A 22,901-nucleotide genomic window follows, 5' to 3' on the forward strand; every position below is an offset into this window, starting at 1 on the left:
CCCGCCGACGTATCGCACGCCAGGCATTCCGGCCGCAAAAATGTTTCTTTGTCCTTATTTCAGCCCGTTCCAGCTGCTTGCGCTTTTTTGCCCCTATGCCTGAAGATGTTGTTGATTTATTGATTATCGGGGCGGGCGCGGCGGGCTTGCTGGCCGCGCGCGAAGTAAGCCGGGCGGGGCGCACAGTGGCCCTGCTGGAGGCCCGCAACCGGGTGGGCGGCCGCATCTATACGTTTCAGAAGGGCGGCTTTACGGCGCCCGTTGAAGGCGGAGCGGAGTTTATTCACGGAGATGCTCCCCTGACCAAGGCTTTGCTGCGCGAGGCTCAGGTACCGTGGTTGAGCACCGCCGGCCGCAACTACGAGGTGCAGGCGGGCCAGGTGCAGGAGTCCACCGATTTTTTGCCCGACATGCCGGCTTTGCTGGATAAGCTTCAGGCCCTACCCCAGGACATGTCCCTGGCTGATTTCCTGCACACGCACTTTCCTGGCCCCGAGCACCAGCAGCTGCGGGAGCGGGTTACGCAGTTTGCGGAGGGCTACAACGCCGCCGATGCCCGCTTGGCCAGCGCGTTTGCCTTGCGCGATGAGTGGGCCGGTGGCGGGGCCGAAGACTCCCCGAGGCCAGTAGGCGGGTATGGTCAGCTGATGGATTTTCTGCAGCGGCAGGCGCAGGAAGCGGGGGCGGCGCTGCACCTCGCCACGGCCATCCGGCAGCTTAGCTGGCAGCCGGGCCAGGTGGTGGCCGAAGATCAGTTGGGCCACACCCTGCAAGCCCGGCAGGCCCTGATTACCGTGCCTACGGGGGTGCTGCGCGCCCATCCAACGCAGCCGGGCCACCTGGCCTTCAGCCCGGAGTTGCCCGCACACCGCCAGGCCGCCGCGCACCTGGGCTTTGGCGACGTTATTAAGGTGCTGCTGGAATTTGAGGAACCCTTCTGGCCGGGGGTGTCCGCTGTGCCCGACCTGGGCTTTATCTTTTCTGACGCCCCTATTCCTACCTGGTGGTCGCAACGGCCTGTACCCCGTCCCTTGCTGACGGGTTGGCTGGGTGGGCCAGCCGCTACCCGGCACCGGCACACCCCCGATGCTGAACTGCTGGAGCTGGCCCTCAACTCATTGGCCGCAACCCTTACTGTGCCGGTACAGCAGCTCCAACAGCAGGTGGTGGCCCACCGCGTGCTCAACTGGGGCGCCGACCCGTGGGCCCAGGGGGCTTACTCCTACGTGTCGGTAGAGGCAGCGGCAGCCCGGCAAATGCTTAGCACTCCCGTTGAAGACACGCTCTTTTTTGCCGGGGAAGGCCTCTACGAGGGCCCCTACACCGGAACGGTAGAAGCTGCCCTGGTTAGCGGCCGAAACGCGGCCTGGCAAATTCTGCAAGCCTAGCCGCCGCTGACCAGCAACGGTAGCCGGGGAACGTTAATCAGGGTTACTGGCCCAGCTTGGCTGGCAGCGTGGCCTTTAGCGGTTCGGGCAATCTTCTTGGGCCTTTCCCTGGCTTCTAACCTGGCGCATCGCAGATGCGCATCATTTTCAGCTTGGGAGTTGCATCTGGCTGCGTCTGTTAGCGGGGCTCTGCGGCTACTCATTTTTTGGAAAATATCAAGCACACCAACCCAGGTATAATTCTATTATTTTCTATTAATCTATTTCAATACGCTGGAGTAAAAACCGCCGCTCACAGGTGTTTGGATGCCGTGTGACCAAGGCTTTCCGGACTAGCCTTGCCGCCGTTATTCCGTGTATGGCTCTTAACCGGCTCCCCGCGAACAGACCACTGATCAAAAGCCGTATACTATTGATTTATAGCGCTTATTGTTGAGCTTACAAAGCTAAAAATACCCGGATGTGGGTATTGCAGCTGCCTGATTGCGCCTCTATCTTGGCCCGCAGCCGCCTTGGTTTGCCCGCTACTATCCGCCCTACCCAATATTGCCCCGGCCCTGCTTCCCTTGGCAGCCTCAGGCCTTTATAAGTCCTCTTCCGACTTTCCTTTTATCCTGCTTACGGCCGGTTTACCCTGGCCGGAGCAGCTATTGTGCTTTCCTCATTCTTCACCCTCTAACTCCTCTATGCATGGATGACGTCTTCTCTTATTCTGGCTGTGCTACCGGCAATGCCTCCAGGCACTACCGGCCGCACCGGCTACCCGCAGCGAAGCGGGCCTTTGCGGGCCCGGTGGCCTGGCTGCTGCTCGTGTTGCTGGCCACCGCGGTGCTCCGCAGTACGCCGGCCCAGGCCCAATGGACGGAGCGCAACCTGAACAGCCCTTATCTGCAGAAAGGGGTTATCGATTTCGACATGCCCAGCGCCAACGTAGTGTGGGGCATGCAATACGACGCCAGTGGTGCGAACGGGCCGCGGAACACGTTGTTTCTGTCGACGGACGCGGGCGCAACTTGGGTAAACCGCCTGGTTTCCAGCCCTAACTACTTTAGCTTTTCCAGCTTATCGGCCCTTAGCGCCACTACGGCCTTCATTGGAGGTTTCCGCCAGGGCGGTTTTGGGGGCGTGCTGCTTAAAACCACCGATGGGGGCGCCAGCTTCACGGAGCTGCCCATACCGGCCCTTTCCTTTCTCAACGTCGCCCACTTTTTCAACGCCAGCGTGGGCGTCATTCTCAGCGACGCCACCAACGGGGAGTATGAGATATTCCGCACCACGGATGGCGGCCAGACCTGGATTCAGGTGCCCGACGACAACATTCCGAACGTTACTCCCGGCGACGCCGGGCTCACCAACCTATACACCACCTACGGCGACCATATCTGGTTTGGCACCTTCCTGGGGCATATTTACCATTCTTCCGACCGGGGCGTTACCTGGTCAGAAAGCAACACGGGTATTGGCAATGAAGGCACGTCATCTTCTCTGCGGGACTTTGAGTTCACGGATGCGCTCCACGGCTTGGCCATTGGCCGCAATGGTAAAATTGCCCGCACCCAGGATGGCGGCGCTACCTGGGAGCTAATCACGCCGTGCGGGGATTTTTATGGCACCGTAGTTACGGCGGTACCGGGCTTGCCCAACACCCTGGTAGGCATTGATGGCCGCGCTTCCAACCGGGGCTCCTCCGTTTCCTACGACGGAGGCCAGAGCTGGACCCGGCTGGATGCCGGCACTCAGTACAATGAAGTAATATTCTTCAATGCCACTACCGGCTGGGCCGGCGGCGTTACCCGCAATGGTGGCCAGGGCGGCGTATTCCAGTACACGGGTCCTACGCTTACTATTCCGGTGGTCACCACCACCTCGGCTAGTCGCTGCGGCCCAGGTGCCGTCACGCTCCAGGCGCAGGGTACCCAACTCAATGGCGCCTACCGCTGGTACACCACGGCTACGGGCGGTACCCCCATCAGTGGAGTTACTTCCGACACTTACTCGCCGGTGCTGACTGCCACCACCACGTACTACGTGAGTGCTACGGCCCCCTGCGGCGACTTTGAAACCGCCCGCGTGGCCGTAACGGGGACCATCAACCCAGTGCCCGGCGCTCCTTCTACAACTTCCAATGAGCGTTGCGGCCCGGGTACAGTAACGCTCGCAGCAGCTGGTACGCCGGCGGGCGGTTCCCACCGCTGGTACACTACGGCCACCGGCGGCACCCCCATTGGTGGAGCCACCACCGCTACCTACACTACACCCAGCCTGACCGGCACCACCACGTATTATGTGAGCACGGTGAGCAGCGCTGGCTGTGAAAGTGCTACGCGGCGAGCCGTGGTAGCCACTATCAACCCTATTCCCGCTGCACCTACCACCACCTCCAATGAGCGGTGCGGCCCAGGCACTATATCCCTACAGGCGGCCGGCGCGCCCACCGGCGGCACTTACCGCTGGTACACCGCCGCCACGGGGGGCACCGCCATCAGCGGGGCCACGGCGGCCACGTATTCGCCTGCGCTTAGCGCCACTACAACCTTCTACGTGAGCACGCTGAGCAGTGCTGGTTGCGAAAGCACCTCCCGCACCGCGGTAACGGCCACCATTAACGCCCTGCCAACGGCGCCCACTACCACGGCAGATGAGCGCTGTGGGGCGGGCAGCGTAACCCTGCAAGCACAGGGCGCTCCAACTGGAGGCTCGTACCGCTGGTACACCACGGCCACAACGGGAGCCGCCATTGGCGGAGCTACGCTGGGCACCTACACCACGCCTAGTCTGAGCACGACAACGACTTATTACGTGAGCATTGTCAACGCTCTGGGCTGCGAAAGCGCCACGCGCACGGCGGTGGTAGCGACCATCAACCCACTGCCCACGGCCCCCACCACTACTGCGGCTAACCGTTGCGGCCCCGGCGAGTTGACGCTCGGTGCGGCCGGCACTCCCGCCGGGGGATCCTACCGTTGGTATACCTCCACTTCGGGCGGCACCCCCATCAGTGGGGCTACCAGCGCTACGTACACTACGCCCAGCCTAACGGCAACGACCACCTACTACGTGAGTACTGTAAGCAGCCTGGGTTGCGAAAGTGCCACCCGCACGGCAGTAGTAGCAACCGTGAATGCCATTCCTGCGGCTCCTACGACAACTTCCAATGAGCGGTGTGGTACCGGCGCTGTTACGTTGACTGCCCAAGGGGCTCCTGCGGGCGGTTCGTATCGGTGGTACGCGGCAGCCACGGGTGGCACTGCTATCAGCGGAGCTACGGCCACCACGTATTCGCCGAATGTCAACGCTACGACTACGTATTATGTGAGCACCGTGAGCAGTGCCGGCTGCGAAAGCGCTACGCGCACGGCCGTTACGGCCACCGTCAATGCCCTACCGACGGCCCCCACCACTATGGCTAATAGCCGCTGCGGCACGGGAGCGGTTAGCCTGGAAGCTTCCGGAGCTCCTGCCGGCGGTGCATACCGCTGGTACACTACCGCAACGGGCGGCGCTGCCATCAATGGCGCTACCGGCGCTACGTACACCACGCCTAGCCTGGCAGCTACGACCACGTATTACGTAAGCACCGTGAACAGCCTGGGCTGCGAAAGTGCTGCCCGCACGGCAGTAGTAGCGACCATCAATGCCCTCCCGACGGCCCCCACGGTTACGGCTGCCCAACGCTGCGGCGCGGGTGAGCTGACGCTCGGTGCGGCTGGTGCCTCCGCCGGGGGCTCCTACCGTTGGTATACTTCAGCCACGGGTAGCACGGCTATCAATGGAGCAACCACCAATGCATACACCACGCCCAGCCTCAGTGCCAGCACTACCTACTATGTGAGCATCGTGAATGAGGCAGGGTGCGAGAGTGCCACGCGCGCAGCCGTAGCGGCCACCATCAACGCCCTGCCCGTGGCTCCTACCGTAACGGCCCCGGCAACGGTACTGCTGGGACAGGCCGCTACGCTCAGCATCAGCGGCCCAGCCACTGGGGTAACCTATACCTGGACGGGCCCCGGCCTGAGCGCCACGTCGGGCAGCAGCGTGCAGGCCACGCCTACCGCCACGGGTACGGCTACTTACACCGTAACGGCCACTACCACGGCCGGCTGCACCAGCTCCGCGCAGGTGAGCGTTACGGTGATGATTCCAACCGTGAGCAGCCTGCTACCGGCGGAAGGACCCATTGGCAGCAACATTACCCTCACGGGCACTGGTTTCTCCATGGTAAGCAAAGTACTGATCGGCAATATGGAAGTGGCTCCTACCAGCAAGACCGACACGGAGCTGGTGCTGGTGATGCCCGACGTAACGGGCAGCCTGACGGGCCCTCAGTACGCAGTGCAGCTTACCTACGGCACTACCGGCGTGGTGTCGGCCGGCACCTTCACCGTGACCTCGCCCTACATTACCAGCTTGTCGGCTACCCAGGGTGCGGCCGGCACGGTTATTCAGGTTATGGGCCAGAACTTCCGGCGCGGTGGCCAGGCCCAGGTGACGGGCATTCAGTTCAATGGCCTGGCGGGCACCGACTTCAGCGTAATCAGTGATACGGAAGCCCAGGTCACGGTGCCTGCCGGCGCCACTACCGGCAAGGTTACGCTTGAATCTACGCTCAACTCCGGCCAGGGCCTGCTCTTCACCGTGACCACAGCCACGCCCAACAAAACCCAGGCGCTGGCCACGCAGGTACAGCTCTACCCCAACCCGGCGCAACAGCGGGTGCAGCTGCAGCTACCGACGCTGGCAGCCGGCACGCGGGTGCACGTGAGCTTCTACAACAGCGTAGGCCAGCAGGTGAAGCAGCAGCCCGTAACGCTGACTTCCCCGGGCAAAGCCACGACCGTGGAGCTGGCGGGTTTACCAAATGGCCTGTACCTAGTGCGGATTCAGCTGGGCGACCAGCTCGTGACCAAGTCGCTGATCGTGGAATAAAGGCGGCCGCCAACCGGCGGGTTTATTGCTAGTAAAAAGCCGCTACCCAGCTGGGTGGCGGCTTTTTTATTGATGGCCGGCGCCCAAAGTCGGAAAAGGTCCGGGGTGCTTGGCCGGCCGCCCAAAACCCCGGACCTTTGTCTTTTACCTACCTGCCTCCGCCCCCATGTTGCTTTCGTTTTTCCGTCTTCCCCGCGTGGTGCTGCTCGTGTGCGGCTTGTTTCTGGCTCCCTCTGCCTTGCTGGCCTGGGGCAACTGGGGGCACCAGCGCATCAATCGGGCGGCAGTGCTGGCCCTGCCCGCGCCCCTGCGTACCTTCTTCTACAACCACGTCGACTTCGTGGTGACGGAAGCCGTTATTCCCGATTCGCGCAAGTACGTCATCAACGACCGGGCGGAGTTTCCGCGTCACTTCATTGACTTAGAGGACTACGGCACCCAGCCCATCAGCGAGCTGCCTCAAACCTCGGCCGAAGCCTATAAGAAATACGATGCCGCCATGCTCGATAAGAGCGGCCGCCTGCCCTGGTACATTCAGGACGTGCTGGCGAAGCTCACCCAATCGATGAAAAACGGGCGCAAGGATGAAATCCTGTTTCTGGCTGCCGACCTGGGCCACTACCTCGGCGACGCCACCCAGCCCCTGCACACCTCCTCCAACCACGACGGGCAGCTGACCGGGCAGAAAGGCATTCACGCCTTCTTCGAGTCGCAGCTGCCCGAGCAGTTCGGCAAGGACTACAACTTCAAGCTCGCCGAGCCCCGCCTGCTACAGGACCCCGCGGCCGAAGCCTGGCGCATCATTGCCCAAAGCCACGCCGCCGCCGATACGTTGCTGGCCCTGGAGAAAAAGCTGGCCGCCGAAACGCCGCCCGCCAACATCTACGCGCTGAATACCGATGGGCAGATCAAGAAGAACGTGTTCAACAACCCGGTTCATACCACGGCGTACTCGGCGGCCTACCACCAGGTCCTCAACCGCATGGTGGAGCGGCAGTTGCGCGCAGCTGCCCAGGCCACGGCTAACTTCTGGTACACGGCCTGGGTAAATGCCGGCAAGCCCGACCTTACCGTCCTCGACTCCAACTACACCACCCAGGCCAGCGCCAAACAGCTGAAGAAAGAGCTAAAGGAAATTCAGAAGGGCAAGCTGATTGATTTTCGCTCGTTTCAGGAGTTTTGATTGAACTCCCTAAACAGCGCCGCCTCCAGAATCTTCTAGGGGCGGCGCTGCTGGTTTAAAGTAGTTTGTTAGCTGTCAAAATTTGGTGCCTCAGGCTGGGCGCTACTGGGCTCCTGGGGCGGGGTGTGGCCCAGCTCCCGGATCATGTCGCGGGCAGCTGAGCTGAGATAGGTAGGCTGGCGGTGCGGGTCGAGGAAGCTGAGTAGGCGCTGGTACTTGGCCCTGCCTTCTTCCAGCATGTGCGGGGGCACTTCGTAGACGTAAATGTGAAAGGGCTCAATCTTTTGCACACCCACCAGCAGAAACCGCTCGGCCTGCAGGGCATCGGAGTAGAAAGCCGCTTGGCGGTCGTAGTCGTAGCCCGAGCACTGGGCCGCAAAGTGATGATAGTCGCGGGCCAGGGTGGTTTTGAAGTCAATGATAGTGTAGGGCTGGCCGGGCTGATCAACCACCAAGTCGGCGCGGAGCTTGCACAAGGTACCGGTGAGGGGCTCAGTGAATAGGCAGCTGGGCTCAGCTATGCCGTGCTCGAGCAGCTCGCGCAGGTCTTCGCGCAGCCTTACTCCTTCTACCAGCCACCAAATGAGCGTATCGTTTACGAGAGGGTAGCTGGGCACGTATTGCTCCGGTTCCAGCAGGGCCGTGTGAAACGCCGTACCAAAGCTCAGGGCCGGGGCATTGCCGCCGCCTTCGCGCCGGGGCTTGCCACTAAGCGCGTCGCGCAGTCGGGAAAGGTCAGAGTTGGCAATGGCCGGCAAGGCGCGGTAGTCGTCGTAGGATAAGCGCAGTAAATCGGGGCGGCGGGTGGAGTCGGGCATAGGGTAGCAAGCGGCCGTTGTTCAGGGGGCCGCTTAGAGAGTATACCGGCAGGAAAAAAATGGGTTCAGCCCTCCTGTCTTGAGGCCCGAACCCACTGCCAATAGCCTGAAAGATAAGCCCCGCTCCACAGACAACCAAAGCCAGGGCCAAATGCAGCTTGTTTTTGACGGTTAGTGGCCCGGCATCTTTCTCCAGGAGCTACTATTTGTAGGCTACGGGCAGTAGGTTTGCGGCATCATGGAAACTTCCCCGCTGATTTATTTTGCCAACCCCGTAGGCCGCGTTATAGATGACCCGCAGGGCTTTGGCCGGCTGATTTATCAGCCGGGACCACGCCAAACTGAGGACTTCCGGGGGTTTCTTAGCCACGTGATTCGCCTATTGGCGAGCCGACGTGGTGGACGGCTACTCATCGATCAGAGCCAAATGCAGCCCTTCACTACCGAAGAACAAGCATATATGGTAGAAGAATGGCTGCCGCACATGGTAGCGGATGGCGGCTACCGTTACGGCTCCGTGCTCGTAGCCGACAACGTGTTTGCCCGCCTGGCTACGGCTACAGTCATTACGGCGGCACGTGGCTTGCACCTCACCTATCAGTATTTCGAGCGGGAAGGCGACGCCGTGGCTTGGCTGCTTCAACAACCCACGTAACATCTTTCCTTAAAACTATAGAAGGCGGCTCCTCAGGAAGCCGCCTTCTTTTGCCTTACGCGAGTATTACCCTTAGCCTATTGCCGGCTAAAGCGGCGGGTGATGAGCTGCCCATCTTTGGCCGTGACGACCAAGGTGTAGAGCCCGGCCTTGAGCGCGCGCACACTCAGCGTGCCCTGGTCCAAGGTGCCGCTGGCCACGCGCCGCCCCTGCATGTCCAGCACCGTGTAGGCGCTGCCGGCCAGGTTCAGCTTGGAGACCACGTGCAGGCGCTCCGCCACCGGATTCGGATACAGCTGCGTGGCCCGCGCCTCCGTCGACTCCTGGCTGGCCAGGGCCGTGCCCCGCCCCGCCGCTTTGCTGATGCGCACCCAGTTCAGGTTCCAGCCCCCGGTCTGGGCGTAGATGCCGAAGTTGTAGGTGCCCGCGTTGATGGTCACCGTCTTGGAGACCGTCGTCCAGTTCTGCCAGCCCCCCGTGCCGGGAATCGTGGTGTTGCCCAGCTGGATGCTGCCCGCGTTCAGGTCCGCGGAGATGGTGCCCCCGGCCCCGCCGCTGGCCACGCGGTACTCAATCAGGTACGAGCCCGTGGTGGGGAAGCTGATGGTGTTCCAGACCAGGTAGTCGCCGGCATCCACCCAGCCCATGTTCTGCCCGCCGCCCGTGTCGGTGGTCGTCTCGGCCGTCATGCCATTGTTGACGTTTGCCGCTTCCGCCTGCAGCGTCACGCTGAAGCCCGTGCTGGTGGTGGCGCGCACCCGCAGCGAGGTGGCCTTGTCATTCCAGTTGCCCGTGCCCAAGGCATTGCCCACCAGGCAGCCGTTGCCGGCGCTGCCCACCGTCAGCGAGGCGCCGGTGAAGTTGTCACTTTCATAAAGCACCACCTCGTAGCCGGCGTTTACTTTGAGCGAGGAAATATCATCGTTAAGAATACCGCGGCTCTGCAAAGCGGCCAGGTTATAGTTGCCCGCTGGCAGGCCTACGGCTGTGCCCGTGTAGTTGCAGTCCTTGTACATGGTGGCTACGCCGCTGGGAGGAGGAGGCGTCGTGCCGTTACGCTGCACCACTACTTGGTTGATGGCCGTCAACAGCGAATAAGTACCCGTAGCGTCGCCGCCCAGTTGCCAGATCATGATGCCGCCCCCTTGGTCGAAGGCTAAGTTGGTTTTGCTTTTGATGGTAGGAATGCCGTTGTAGCCAATGTTCTGGAACAAGTCGGCGTTAGGGTCGGCACCACGTGACAGTAGCGAGGCATACGTTTCGCCGCCGGCTTGGCCGTAGAACGGCACGCCCAGCACTGTTTTGTTAGCCGCCAGCCCGCGCCCGCGCCAGTAGCTAATGGACTGCGACGCCAGCGCGTAAGTAGAGTGAGCCGGGGCCGCATCATCATAGGCCATGATGTTGAGAAAATCCACGTTGTTGAGCACGCTGTTGAGGATGTACGGCCCGGCCCAGGTGCCCCCGGCTACGGCCGTCGTCAGCAGCTTGCCCCGGCTGTGGAGCTGGGTAGCCAGGTCCTGCATCACGGCTGCGTAGCCATTGGCCGAAGCCGATGTAGGGTGCTCCCAGTCGATGTCGATGCCATCCAGGCCATACTGGTTGGCAAAGTTGATGAGGTTGGTAGTGAAGTTGCGGGTGTAAGTGGCGTTGTTGCCGATAGACACAAACTCCGTGGGGTTGCCGTCGTTCATCCAGCCCCCCACCGAAATCAGCACCTTTACCCCACGGGCATGGGCCGTGGCTACCAGGCTCTGGAGCTTGCTGGGGTTTTCGATGGGTCGCAGACTGCCATCAGCATTGGGCAGCAGAAAGGCGTAGTTGATGTGCGTGAGCTTGTCGTACTGCACGGTGTTCACGTCGCCCGTCCACGAAGGCAGGTAGCCGATAACCTTGAATTGGGCGAGGGCGGGCCCGGCCGCCAGGAGCCATACCAGCAGAGCCAAAGCCCTTGTCAGAAGTGTAGTTGTTTTCATTCGGTGGTGGTTGGTTGTGGAAAAGAGGTAATCAGACTGTGTAGAAGCGTTGATAAAGGCGGCGCTTGGTGAAAGGATTTGCCGCTGGTAGCGCGAGGGTCAGCTTCAAGCCCATCATGCGTGGAAAATCCGCGCATGATGGGCTTTGCGGCTAACTCCACCGCTTACTGCTTGCTGAAGCGGGTAGTCAGCTGCTGACGGTCCAGGGTCTGCACGACGAGAGTGTAGAGCCCAGGCTTCAGGGCCGATACGTCGACGGATTTGCCATCGTAGGTACCCCGCCATACCTCGCGGCCGTCCAGGCCCACGATGCGCAGCTGCTCACCTGTTTGCAGCTTGGCAGAGGCCAGCGTGAGGCGGTCAGCTACCGGGTTGGGATAAAGCTCCAGGCCGGCTTTGGTGGCGGGTGCGCCCTTCAGGGCTATAGCGGCCCCGCCCACCCGGCTAATGCGCACCCAATTCAGGTTCCAGCCCGCGCTCTGGGCGTAGACACCGAAGTTATAGGTCCCGGCATTAATGCTCACCGTCTTCGACACGGTCGTCCAATTCTGCCAGCCCCCCGTGCCGGGAATTGTGGTGTTGCCCAGCTGGATGCTGCCGGCGTTCAGGTCGGCGGAGATGGTGCCCCCGGCTACGGCGCTGGCCACGCGGTACTCAATGGTGTATTGGCCCGTCGTGGGGAAGTTGATGCCGTTCCAGACCAGGTAGTCTCCTGGGTCCACCGTGCCCATATCCTGGCCGCCTTCCGAGCAGGTTTCCACCACCATGCCGTTGTTCACGTTGGCAGCTTCGGCCTGCAAGGTGGTAGTAAAGGCCGAGGCCACCGGCGTCAGGCGCCACTGCTGGCCGGGCGTGCCGTTGTCGGGCCACTGCTGCACGGCAGCGCTGCCGGCGGTAGAGCCGCCGGCTACTTCCACCAGTTTGCCGCTGTGCTTGGCAATCAGCTTGAAGTACCCGTCGCCGGTGCTTTGGGCAATGAACTGCTGGTTAGCGCCGCCCACGTAGCTCCACTGGTTCAGGCGGGCACCATCGGCGGTGCTAACGCCCGCCACATCAAGGGCTTTGCCGCTATGCACGGCCGTAATCTGATACACGCCCCCGCCCAAGTGGGTGAAGTTGAACTGCTGGCAGGTGCAGCCGTTGTTGGTCCACTGAATCAGCAGGGCTCCATCGGCAGTGTTGGCGCCGTCCACGTCCAGGTTCAGGCCGCTGTTGCGGTTTTGCAGGGTATACGTGCCGCTCAAGTTGGTAACACCAGCCGTGCGCACCCGCAGGGAGGAGGCGCGGTCGTTCCAGGTGTTGCCTACCAGACAGCTGTTGCTGGCATTCACCACTATCGAAGCCCCGGCGAAGTTGTCGTTTTCGTAGAGCACCACTTCGTAGCCGGTATTCACCTTCACCGAAGAAATGTCGTCGTTGAGGATACCGCGGCTCTGCAGGGCGGCCAGGGTGTAGTCGCCGGCATCGAGGCCCACCGCCGTGCCGGTATAGTTGCAGTCCTTGTACATCATGGCTACGCCGCTGGTGCTGGTGCCCACCGGCGCGGTGCCGGAAATGGTAAACGTGCCCAGGGAGCCGTAGTCGGAGTACCCGTCGGTGGTGGGGTTGCCGGAGCTGGTGCCGTCCACCTGCAGGTAATAGGTACCCGCGCCCAGGTTAGCACTGACGGTGGCATTCAGGGCTCCGCCGGTATCGAAGGTGCCGATCAGGGTGCCGCCGCTGTTGAAGAGGCGCGCCACAATGTCCAGGTCGCCGTGGCGGCCTACGGTGTTCACGTTCAGGTTGACGGCGCCGCCGCTGGTGGTGAAGGAGAAGTAGTCTTGGTCAGAAGTCCGTTCGATGATGCCCCGGCCCGAAAGGCCAGTGCCGTTGCGGGTCAGGCCGGTAGCCCCGCTGATGCTGTTGCTGTGGTCGTCGTTGCGGTAGCCCACGTTGTAGGGCGCCCCCGACATAATAGCCAGGTCATCCTGGGTCTGGCTGGCTGAGGCATACTCGCCGCGGCTCCAGTGCGTAACGGGCTTGTAGTAGCCTGCGCCCATGATGGGCGCCCAACGCGTGGAGCTTTTGCCGTCGTAGTACTCTTCCTGGGGGTTCAGGCGGCCGTCGTGGCTCAGACCCAGGGTGTGGCCCACCTCGTGCGAAGAGGCTTCCCCTCCAGCTTTGGGGTCCGACATAAACACCCAGCACGGAGTATCGTCGTTCCAGTTGAAGGACTGCAGGTACGCCACCCCGCCAGCGCCCGGGGCAGCCGTGTTGGTAGGCGTCACGATGCAGCGCATGCGCATGTTCTTGGGGTAGGAGTTGAACACAGCCTCATCGGTCGTCACGTTCAGGTTGAACGGCCGGAAATCCTCGCTCACCAACTCCCAAAACTCCTGAATCTGGGCGTCGTTGATGCCCGCGGGTGCCGCGTTGATGGGGTTGCCGTTGTTCCAGGGCGTGCCGGACACGTACTGCCCATCGAAGTCGAGCATGATACAGCCCCGGGCGCCGGGGTAGCTCTGCAAGGATATCACTGCTGCCGCCGAGGCCTGATTGCCGGACCGACGCAGCTGGTTCTGGTTCATGCCCGTGGGCTTGTCGTAGTCGATGCAGATGACTTTGTTAATGTCTACTTCCTGCACGAAAGCGTTGCCCTGCTCATCGGCGGAGTAGCGGTAGGCGCGCTTGGTGCCGCGCAGGATGATATTGCCTTCTACTTTCCGGCCTTCGATGCGCACCAGAAAGGAGGAGCCTTCCACGCCCTGCACCTCTCCTACCAGGTACTCGCCCGTAGCGGAAAGGTCCTGCCGGTAGTTGATTTTGCCGGTGAGGGTTTGGGAGGCCGACACGCGCAACGTGACCGTGGGGCTGGTTTGGCGGCGCGCCGTGCCGGCTGCTACCTGGGTTTCCAGCTGCTGCACGAGCGTTTGCGCGGTGCCGAGGCGGAACTTGGGCCCGTCGGGTCGGTTCTGCTGCGCCGAGGCAGTGAAGCTACCCAGCAGCAGCGCCGCGCTCAGCCCGTAGGAATAAACTTTTTTCATGGAGAGAAGAAAGAAGTGAGATGAGGTGGTGAGAAAAAACCCGGCGGGCATAGCGCCGCCAGCAGCCCGGCCAACGGCCCGGCTTACAAGCGCAAAAGGTCAGGTGAGAGGTAGAATGGGACTAAGAGCCGATCAGACTAGGTGCAATGCAAAGGGGAAGCTGGCTAGGCCGGCTTCCCCTGCATTCACTTATCTACTGGCGGCTGAAGCGACGGGTGATTAGTTGACCGTCTTTGGCCGTGACGACCAAGGTGTAGAGCCCGGCCTTGAGCGCGCGCACACTCAGCGTGCCCTGGTCCAAGGTGCCGCTGGCCACGCGCCGCCCCTGCATGTCCAGCACCGTATAGCCACTGCCGGCCAGGTTCAGCGGCGAGACCACCTGCAGCCGGTCCGCCACCGGGTTCGGATACAGCTGCGTGGCCTGCGCCTCGGCTGACTCCTGGGCCGAGAGGGCCGTGCCCCGCCCCGCCGCTTTGCTGATGCGCACCCAGTTCAGGTTCCAGCCCCCGGTCTGGGCGTAGACACCAAAGTTGTAGGTGCCCGCATTAATGGTCACCGTCTTCGAAACCGTCGTCCAGTTCTGCCAGCCCCCCGTGCCGGGAATCGTGGTGTTGCCCAGCTGAATGCTGCCCGCGTTCAGGTCCGAGGAAATCGTGCCGCCGGCCCCGCCGCTGGCCACGCGGTACTCAATCAGGTACTGACCCGTGGTGGGGAAGCTGATGGTGTTCCAGACCAGGTAGTCGCCGGCATCCACCCAGCCCATGTTCTGCCCGCCCCCCGTGTCGGTGGTTGTCTCCGCCGTCATGCCATTGTTGACGTTGGCTGCTTCCGCCTGCAGCGTCACGCTGAAGCCCGTGCTGGTGGTGGCGCGCACCCGCAGCGAGGTGGCCTTGTCGTTCCAGTTGCCCGTGCCCAGGGCGTTGCCCACCAGGCAGCTGTTGCCGGCGCTGCCCACCGTCAAGGCCCCGCCCGTGAAGTTGTCGTTCTCGTAGAGCACCACTTCGTAGCCGGCGTTGACCTTGAGCGAGGAAATATCATCGTTGAGGATGCCCCGGCTCTGCAGCGCGGCCAGGCTGTAGTCGCCCGCGCCCAGGCCCACGGCCGTACCCGTGTAGTTGCAGTCCTTGTACATCACGGCCACGCCCGTTACCGGGGGGGTAGTTCCGGCGAAGCCCCCAAACGTAGCTACCACCTTAGTGGGCTGGGCCGCGTGCAGGCTGGAGGACTGGTCATTTACATCATCATAAGCGAAGCCGTAGTTCAGGTTGTCGACGCTGATGCCACCCTGGTGCCAGAACTTGGCGTAGTAGTTGGCCGGGGCCGTAAGGTAGTACTGGCTGGCGTTGTACCAGTTCTGCTGGCCGGGGTTGGCAGTGGTGGTGTTCACCACGTGGCGGTTGATGGCCGCGCACAGCTGCGACTGAATTACCAGGTCCAGGTCGCCGTCGCCCACGCGCTGGTCGAGCACCCCCTTGCCTTCCAGTACTTCCTGGGTAGTAGGCTTGCGCGACACGATGCCCGTGCGGCCCGCAAAGCCTCCCGACTGGCCTACCACTGTAAGGCGGCCGTTGCTGATGCGGCCTTTGAACACGCCCGCGTCGCCGGCGTAGAAAATCAGGTCTTCGTTGACGTACTTGTTCCAGATGGCGTCGATGTAAGAGCCGAAGTAATTAGCGTAGGCTCCACCCGTCTGGAACGGGGCCGACTTGCCGGGGCAGGTAATCGTGCCAGCCGCAGCATTGCGCAGACCCTGGAACTCGGCGGGCGCGAAGCTCTGGTAGGCGGCCAGGATGTCGGCGTGGCTTTTCAGCTCGCCGGCGCGCTTGTAGTAGCCATTACCCCATAGCTCCAGGCCCATGGGGTAGTTGTAGGAGTCTACGCGGGTGTGGTTGCCAAAGAACCCGTACTGGTTGTTGGTCAGCTCAATGAACTCGTAACGAATGCCCTTGTTCGGATCGTTGGGGTTCTGAAAGTCCGGGGCCGCGTAGCCTGAAGGCGCCCCCGAAGGCCCAAAGAAATACAGGTACAGCTGCTGGCCTTGGGAGATGAATACCCGGCAGCCGGCTATGTAGGGCAGCGTGAAAGTTTTGTTGGGAATGTTGCTCAGCCGGGTGAAACAGGCCGCATACTTGGAGTTCTGCCCTGGCCCGGTGTTGCCGTTATAAGTTGGACCCGTCACCGTATTGTAGGAAGAAGACATGGGCAATACCTGCCCGTTGGCGGCATTGATCCAGACATGGTTGCCGGCACCATCGATGCCCACAATAGCCACGTAGAGGTCGGTATCGGGGAAAGGCGAGTTGTTGGCGATGGTGAACGGAATGCTGCCCTGGGCGCGGCTGGACGCGGGTAGCAGCAAAAGCCAAAGCAGGGCGGCAACGCCCAGCAGCGAAGTGCGGAAAGATTTGAGCATGGTTGTGGGAGTTTGGTGAGAAGAGGCAATACCAGTTCAGCCTCACCTGGGGCGTGAGGACAGCAACTTCAGGGCGGAGGGTTCTGCAGCCGGCACTAAGAAAGACTTCGGCCCCGGAGGGACGCCACCAGGCAGCAGAGGATACAATAGGAAGCGTGGCTGCCGAAAGCAGGCAGTGTGGGGAAGCGGCGCGTTTGAAAGATAGTTGGCTTTTTAGAAGAAATAAAAGCCGTAATCCAAGCCAAACAAGCGGAAAAGTCTCTGCTATTGCGCTTAGAACGCACGCGGGTCGGCCCAGGCCCGCATCCAGCAGCTAACATGCGCCCACTGTTGCAAACCTGGCAGCTGAACCGTTTTTCGCTTAAAAAACAATCAAAATAATTCCGTTAACGCGCAAGTTTATTGCAACATCGGCAGCGGCAGCTACTATTCTCGGGGGTTTGCAACCTAAACTGCGGAGCTACGGTACTACCCAACCAGTTGCGCCGGGTCCGCACCGGTCGTCAACAAAAAGTTGACTGCTTCCTGCAACCCTGTAGGTACATTCATTGCCCCTTGCGGGGGCGGCGGCCTTGCCGCAGCCACGTGCAACGTCCATAACTTTTCAGGTAGCTACCCGGTTTTCATGGCTATGTGCCTTTTTCAATCATGTGCGCGCACGGTGGGCGGGGTTCTGCTCGGCCTGCTGGGCGTACTGCACCCTCAGGCCGGAAAAGCCCAGACGGCCGCCCCGGCCGGGCCGCCCACCGGGCCTCTCTCCCTCGCGCAGTGCCTGCAAGTCGCCCTCGTCAACCAGCCCGACGTACGCCAGGCCCGCCTCAACGAAGAAACGGCTGAGGCCGACATCCGCATTGCCCGGGCTGCCTGGCTGCCGCAGGTGGGTCTCACGGCTTCGGCCCAGCACTATTTCGGGCTGCCTTTCACCGTCATTCCCATTGATGGCGTGAATACCCCGCGCCAGATTGGACTGCGCAACACGTCTACCATTGGGCTGAGTGGCACGCAGGTTATCTACAACAACGACGTGAACCTGGCCGCCCGCGGGGCCCGCTTCACCCGCCAGGGTGCCCGCCAAAATACCACCAACACCCGCATTGGGGTGGTAGCGGCCGTGAGCAAGGCGTTTTACGACATCCTGCTCTCGCAGCGACAGGTAGCCGTTTTTCAGGAAGACGTGACCCGCCTGCAGCGCAACCTGCGCGATGCCCGGGCCCGCTATGAAGTGGGCCTGGTGGATAAGACCGACTTTCTGCAGGCGGAAATTTCCCTGAACAACTCCCTCGCCGGCCAGAAGCAGGCCCAGGAAAGCATCAAAGCCAAAACCGCTTACCTCAAGGAGTTGATGGGGCTGCCGCTCGCTCAGCCCGTGGCCCTGCAGTACGACACCCTGCGCCTGGAGCAGGAGGCCGCCCTCGACACCACAGCGGGCCTGAATCCGAACAACCGCATCGAGATTCAGCAACTGCAGACTCAGAAGTCTTTGCAGGGCGTTACGGTTGACTACTACCGCCTGGGCTTTTTGCCGTCGTTTTCGGCGTTTGGCAACTACAACTCGGTGTACCAGAACAACAACCTCAGCGACTTGTACGGCCGGCGCTTTCCCAACTCTTTTGCCGGGCTGCAAGCCACGCTGCCCATCTTCACGGGCTTTCGGCGCACCCAGAATTTGCGCCGGGCCCGTCTCCAGGACCAGCGCCTCGACGAGGAAATCAGCAGCACCCGCAACCAGATCAGCACGGAATACGCCCGGGCCCTGGCTTCTTACAACAGCTACTACAACGATTACCTCCTGGGCAAGCGCAACCTTGAGCTGTCGAAGCAGGTGTACACGGTAGTAGAGCTTCAGTACAAGGAAGGCATCAAAACCTACCTCGACCTGCTGGTGGCGCAAACCACCCTGCGCACTTCCCAGCTTAACTACTACAGCGCCCTGTTTCAGGTGCTGGCCAGCAAAGTAGATGTGCAGCGCGCCCAGGGCGTGCTCCCCACCGACTATTAATTCTTGATTTAGCAATGCATACGAACTACCGAATCTGGGGGGCAGCGTTGGGCCTGCTTAGCCTAAGCGCGTGCGGCAACAAAGAAGCCGAACAGCAAAAAAATGCCGCCCCACCACCTACCCCCGTTACGCTGGTGACGGCCCGCACCACCGACGCCGTGTACTACGACGACTACCCGGCCACCGTCGTAGCCATCAACAACGTGGAGCTGCGCAGCCAGATTACGGGCTTCGTCACGGCTATTTCCTTTAAGGAAGGCGAAATAGTGCCCAAGGGCAAGACGCTCTACGAAATAGACCGCCGCAAATACGAAGCCGCCTACCAGCAGGCCTTGGCGGGCCTGCGCACAGCCCGCGCCCTGGCCCAGAATGCCAAAGTGAACCTGGACCGCTACCAGCGCCTGCTGCAGCAGGATGCCATTGCCCGCCAGATCGTGGATAACGCCGCCACCTCCTACGCCACGGCCCAGGCTCAGATTGCCGAGGCCCAGGCCGGGGTGAACTCGGCCCGCACCGACCTCGACTTTGCTTCTATCAAAGCCCCCTTCACCGGGCGCATTGGCATCTCACAGGTGCGCCTAGGCTCCCAGGTTAGTGCGGGCAGCACCCTGCTCAATACCGTCAGCGCCGAAAACCCGATGGGCGTGGACTTCGTGGTGACGGAGGCGGATCTGGCCCGGTTCGTGGCCTTGCAAAACCAGCGCGGCACCGCTTCCGACTCTACCTTCCGCCTCGATTTGCCCGATGGTACCACCTACAACCAACCGGGCAAGATTTTGGCCATCGACCGGGGCGTGAACCAGCAGACGGGTACTGTGCAGGTGCGGGTGCAGTTCCCGAACCCCGAGCGCAAACTCAAGGATGGACTCAGTGCCGTACTACGCGTGCTCAACCGCCAGTCGGGCCGCCGCATTGTAGTGCCCTTTAAGGCCGTGGTGGAGCAGATGGGCGAGAACTTCGTGTTTGTGGCTGGCGACTCCAGCAAGGCCCGCCAGCACAAGGTGCAGTTGGGTCCCCGCCTGCGCGACCAGATTGTCATCATGTCCGGCATCAACGAAGGCGACCAAGTAGTAACGGAGGGCCTGAACCGCCTGCGCGACGGGGGCCAGATTCAGACGGGTCCCACTCCTGCCCCAACGCCCGCGGCTACCAAATAATTGACCGTCATGACGGTCTGGAGAAGTTGGCCGCCTTGGCCTCAAGTATAATTACCGACTCATGATTGCAGAAACCTTTATCCGGCGTCCCGTCACGGCCATTGTCATCTCCCTGGTGATAGTGCTGGTGGGGGTGCTGGCCATCCTGAATCTGCCCGTGGGGCAGTACCCGGAAATCACCCCGCCCACGGTATCGGTGAGCGGTACCTATACCGGGGCCGATGCCCAGACGGTGGAGCAGACGGTGGCTACGCCCGTGGAGGTGCAGGTAAACGGCACGCCCGGCATGACCTACCTGCAAAGCAACAGCACCAGCAACGGGCAGATGAGCATGACGGTGAACTTCGAGGTAGGCACCGACATCAACATTGCCGCCCTCGACGTGCAGAACCGCGTGGGAATTGCCCAGCCTACCCTGCCTCAAGAAGTGCAGCGCCTGGGCCTCATTGTACGCAAGCGCAACCCCAGCATTCTGATGCTGGTGGCCATGTACTCGCCCAAAGGCACCCACAGCACCACCTTCCTCGACAACTACGCCAACGTCTTCATCAAAGACGCCCTGCTGCGCACCAAAGGCGTGGGCGACATCGTGAGCCGGGCCGACGACTTCTCCATGCGCGTGTGGCTGAACCCGGATAAGCTCAGCCAGCTTGGCGTAACAGCCCAGGAAGTGACGGCCGCCATTCAGGAGCAGAACGCCCAGATTGCGGCTGGCTCCATTGGCGCGCCTCCCGCCCAAACCGGGCAGACCTTTGAGTACATCGTGTTCGTGAAAGGCCGCCTGACCAACACCGAGGAGTTCGGCAATGTCATCGTGAAAACCCGGCCCGAGGATGGCTCGGTAGTCTACCTCAAGGATGTGGCGCGGCTGGAGCTGGGCAAGTTCAACTACGCCAACAATTCCTTTGTGGACGGCAAGCGCGCCGCCTACCTGCTCGTGTATCAGGCGCCCGGGGCTAACGCCCTGGAAACCTTCGACAACGTGAACAAGACGATGGAGCAGCTTAAAAAGCAGTTCCCCGCCGACCTGGCGTACGTGGTGCCGTTTGAGTCGGCCACGGTGGTGAAGGTGTCCATCAACGAGGTACTGCACACGCTGGTGGAAGCCCTGGTGCTGGTTATCATTGTGGTGTTTCTGTTTCTGCAGAGCTGGCGCTCCACGCTTATTCCGGTGCTGGCTATTCCGGTGTCCATCATCGGCACGTTTATCTTCTTTCTGCCGCTGGGCTTCACCATCAACACGCTCACCATGTTCGGCTTTGTGCTGGCCATCGGCATTGTGGTGGACGACGCCATTGTGGTGGTGGAGGCCGTGGAGCACAACATGAACGAGCGGGGCCTGAGCCCCTTGGACGCCACGCTGGCGGCCATGCGCGAAATTTCGGCTCCCGTTATTGCCATTGCCCTGATTCTGGCGGCGGTGTTCGTGCCAGTCGGCTTTATTCCCGGCATCACCGGGCGCCTTTACCAGCAGTTCGCCATTACCATTGCCATATCGGTAGTCATTTCGGCTTTCGTGGCCTTGTCGCTCACGCCCGCCTTGTGCGTGCTGCTGCTCAAGCCCCACAAGCGCGACGAGAATTCGAAAGGCCTGGATAAGTTCTTCTACAAGTTCAACACCTGGTTTGACCGCGTGACCGGTAAGTACGGCAACGGGGTGCAGCGCGGCATTAAGCATTCCCGCCTGGTGGTCGTGCTGCTGGTGTGTATTATTGCGGGCACGGGTTTGCTGTTTAAGAGCAAGCCTTCCGGCTTTATCCCAACCGAGGATGAGGGCCGCTTGTTCGTGACGTTCACCCTGCCCGAGGCCTCCTCAACGGAGCGTACGGTAAGCACCCTGAAGGAGGTCATGAAGGAACTCAGCCAGATTAAAGGCATCAAGCACTACGCCGGTTTGGGGGGGCTGAACGTGGTAAACTTCTCATCCAAGTCGAACAGCGGCACCGTGTTCTGCCAGCTGGAGCCCTGGGAAGACCGCAAAGACAAAGAGCTACAGCTCCAGGGCCTGATTGCCACCGTGCAGCAGCGCCTGAGCCGCTTGCGCGAAGCCAACATCGTGGTGATTTCGCCCCCGGCCATTCCCGGCCTGGGCAACAGCGGGGGCTTCTCTTTCATCTTGCAGGAGCGTGAGGCCGGCGGCGACGTTAAAAAGTTTGATGCTACCCTGCAGGCTTTCGTCGGCAAGTTGCGCAAGCGGCCGGAAATCGTAAATCCTTTCTCGTTCTTCACGGCAAATACCCCTGGCTACCAGCTCACCATCGACCGGGAGAAAGCCAAGAAGCTAGGCGTAAGCATTGCCGACATCGGCACGGCATTGCGCACCTACCTGGGCTCGGCCTACGTGAACGACTTTACGGTGTATGGCCGCAACTTCCGCGTAGTCACGCAAGCTGACAGCATGTACCGCGGCGACATCAGCAACCTGGGGCAGTACTACGTGCGCAACAGCCAGGGCGGCATGGTGCCGTTGAGCACGCTCACCACCTACAAGCGCACGGAGTCGGCTCCGCTCATCTCCCACTACAACCTGTTCCGCTCGGCCGAAATCAACGGGGCGGCCGCGCCCGGCTACTCCTCCGGCGACGCCCTGAAGGCCCTGGAGGAAACCGCCGCGCAGAGTTTGCCCGCCGGCTATGGCTACGAGTTTTCGGGCTTGAGCCGGGAAGAGCAGCTGGCCGGCGGTCAAACAGTGTACATCTTCGCCTTGTCCATTGTGTTCGTGTTCCTGTTTCTGGCGGCCCTCTACGAAAGCTGGTCGGTACCTTTCTCGGTGCTGCTGGCCGTGCCGCTGGGCGCCTTTGGAGCCATCCTGGCCTTGTTCTTCCTGCCCAAGCTCACCAACAACGTCTACGCCCAGATCGGCCTGATTACGCTGATTGGTTTGTCGGCCAAAAACGCCATCCTCATTATCGAATTTGCCAAGGAGCGGGTAGATAAGGGGATGCCCCTGGTAGATGCTACCCTGGAAGCCGTGCGCCTGCGCTTACGTCCTATCGTGATGACGTCCCTGGCCTTTATCCTGGGGGTGCTGCCCCTAGTATTTGCCTCCGGGGCCGGGGCCCAGAGCCGGCAGACCATTGGCTGGACGGTACTCGGGGGCATGCTCTCGGCCACGCTGCTGGCCATCTTCATCGTGCCCGTGCTGTATGTGCTGATTACGCGCTTCGCCTACGGCAAGGAGAAGCTGGCAGAGCTGGAAGCCAGCTACCAGCCCGACGAGGAGCACGGCGGCCCCGCTGCCGACGGCAACGCAGGCAACCACCCCGCCCCGCTACCGGCCTAAAGAAAAGAAACACCCTGCCTAACGAAAACGGGGCGCGACCAGAATTGGTCGCGCCCCGTTTTCGTTAGGCAGGCTTGGTGCGC

Annotated in this window: 11 protein-coding genes; 7 read left to right on the top strand and 4 right to left on the bottom strand. The window is 61.6% G+C overall.

Features of this window, described 5'->3' with window-relative positions:
* The first annotated feature begins 95 nt into the window (after positions 1-95).
* The 3 genes from HER32_RS03055 (at position 96) to HER32_RS03065 (ending at position 7,497) form a co-directional block, all read left to right on the top strand.
* Complete coding sequence (locus HER32_RS03055) at positions 96-1,388, top strand: flavin monoamine oxidase family protein (protein WP_168680435.1); 1,293 nt, start codon at positions 96-98, stop codon at positions 1,386-1,388.
* A 690-nt stretch (positions 1,389-2,078) separates the two neighbouring features.
* Positions 2,079-6,314: a T9SS type A sorting domain-containing protein gene (locus HER32_RS03060; RefSeq protein ID WP_168680437.1), complete on the top strand. Its 4,236-nt coding sequence runs from the start codon at positions 2,079-2,081 to the stop codon at positions 6,312-6,314.
* 166 nt (positions 6,315-6,480) lie between these two features.
* Positions 6,481-7,497 (top strand): zinc dependent phospholipase C family protein, encoded by a 1,017-nt coding sequence (locus tag HER32_RS03065; RefSeq protein ID WP_168680439.1) that lies wholly within the window; start codon positions 6,481-6,483, stop codon positions 7,495-7,497.
* 68 nt (positions 7,498-7,565) lie between these two features.
* On the opposite strand, the gene HER32_RS03070 is transcribed toward HER32_RS03065, so the two are convergent.
* Positions 7,566-8,315 carry a PD-(D/E)XK nuclease-like domain-containing protein gene (locus HER32_RS03070; protein WP_168680441.1) on the bottom strand — a complete coding sequence of 250 codons (750 nt, stop codon included), beginning with the start codon at positions 8,313-8,315 and terminating at the stop codon, positions 7,566-7,568.
* Between the two features lie 238 nt (positions 8,316-8,553).
* On the opposite strand from HER32_RS03070, the gene HER32_RS03075 reads away from it, so the two are divergent.
* Positions 8,554-8,970 carry an STAS/SEC14 domain-containing protein gene (locus HER32_RS03075; protein ID WP_168680443.1) on the top strand — a complete coding sequence of 139 codons (417 nt, stop codon included), beginning with the start codon at positions 8,554-8,556 and terminating at the stop codon, positions 8,968-8,970.
* Positions 8,971-9,047: 77 nt separating this feature from the next.
* On the opposite strand, the gene HER32_RS03080 is transcribed toward HER32_RS03075, so the two are convergent.
* The 3 genes from HER32_RS03080 to HER32_RS03090 all read right to left on the bottom strand — a co-directional run bounded on the left by HER32_RS03080 (position 9,048) and on the right by HER32_RS03090 (position 16,379).
* A complete protein-coding gene (locus HER32_RS03080) occupies positions 9,048-10,943 on the bottom strand; it encodes a glycosyl hydrolase family 18 protein (RefSeq protein ID WP_168680446.1) in 1,896 nt (631 codons plus the stop codon).
* Between the two features lie 164 nt (positions 10,944-11,107).
* Complete coding sequence (locus HER32_RS03085) at positions 11,108-13,966, bottom strand: RICIN domain-containing protein (protein ID WP_168680448.1); 2,859 nt, start codon at positions 13,964-13,966, stop codon at positions 11,108-11,110.
* Between the two features lie 193 nt (positions 13,967-14,159).
* Positions 14,160-16,379: a beta-1,3-glucanase family protein gene (locus HER32_RS03090; RefSeq protein WP_168680450.1), complete on the bottom strand. Its 2,220-nt coding sequence runs from the start codon at positions 16,377-16,379 to the stop codon at positions 14,160-14,162.
* 631 nt (positions 16,380-17,010) lie between these two features.
* Between HER32_RS03090 and HER32_RS03095 the strand changes: the two genes are divergently transcribed.
* The 3 genes from HER32_RS03095 (at position 17,011) to HER32_RS03105 (ending at position 22,818) form a co-directional block, all read left to right on the top strand.
* On the top strand, positions 17,011-18,378 hold the full coding sequence (locus HER32_RS03095) for a TolC family protein (protein WP_168680452.1): 1,368 nt from the start codon (positions 17,011-17,013) through the stop codon (positions 18,376-18,378).
* 14 nt (positions 18,379-18,392) lie between these two features.
* The gene (locus tag HER32_RS03100; protein ID WP_168680454.1) at positions 18,393-19,535 is read left to right on the top strand and encodes an efflux RND transporter periplasmic adaptor subunit; all 1,143 of its coding nucleotides are present in this window, start codon (positions 18,393-18,395) and stop codon (positions 19,533-19,535) included.
* Between the two features lie 61 nt (positions 19,536-19,596).
* Entirely contained in the window at positions 19,597-22,818 is a 3,222-nt protein-coding gene (locus tag HER32_RS03105; RefSeq protein WP_168680456.1) for an efflux RND transporter permease subunit, read from the top strand.
* Positions 22,819-22,901 lie beyond the last annotated feature (83 nt).

Source organism: Hymenobacter sp. BT18 (assembly GCF_012273015.1).
Taxonomy (GTDB): domain Bacteria; phylum Bacteroidota; class Bacteroidia; order Cytophagales; family Hymenobacteraceae; genus Hymenobacter; species Hymenobacter lutimineralis.

Bases quoted from the DNA above. Each gene is read 5' to 3' on its own strand.
- HER32_RS03095 (WP_168680452.1), top strand. From the start codon at position 17,011: ATGTGCCTTTTTCAATCATGTGCGCGCACGGTGGGCGGGGTTCTGCTC.
- HER32_RS03060 (WP_168680437.1), top strand. From the start codon at position 2,079: ATGGATGACGTCTTCTCTTATTCTGGCTGTGCTACCGGCAATGCCTCC.
- HER32_RS03105 (WP_168680456.1), top strand. From the start codon at position 19,597: ATGATTGCAGAAACCTTTATCCGGCGTCCCGTCACGGCCATTGTCATC.
- HER32_RS03085 (WP_168680448.1), bottom strand. From the start codon at position 13,966: ATGAAAAAAGTTTATTCCTACGGGCTGAGCGCGGCGCTGCTGCTGGGT.
- HER32_RS03065 (WP_168680439.1), top strand. From the start codon at position 6,481: ATGTTGCTTTCGTTTTTCCGTCTTCCCCGCGTGGTGCTGCTCGTGTGC.
- HER32_RS03100 (WP_168680454.1), top strand. From the start codon at position 18,393: ATGCATACGAACTACCGAATCTGGGGGGCAGCGTTGGGCCTGCTTAGC.
- HER32_RS03070 (WP_168680441.1), bottom strand. From the start codon at position 8,315: ATGCCCGACTCCACCCGCCGCCCCGATTTACTGCGCTTATCCTACGAC.
- HER32_RS03080 (WP_168680446.1), bottom strand. From the start codon at position 10,943: ATGAAAACAACTACACTTCTGACAAGGGCTTTGGCTCTGCTGGTATGG.
- HER32_RS03055 (WP_168680435.1), top strand. From the start codon at position 96: ATGCCTGAAGATGTTGTTGATTTATTGATTATCGGGGCGGGCGCGGCG.
- HER32_RS03075 (WP_168680443.1), top strand. From the start codon at position 8,554: ATGGAAACTTCCCCGCTGATTTATTTTGCCAACCCCGTAGGCCGCGTT.
- HER32_RS03090 (WP_168680450.1), bottom strand. From the start codon at position 16,379: ATGCTCAAATCTTTCCGCACTTCGCTGCTGGGCGTTGCCGCCCTGCTT.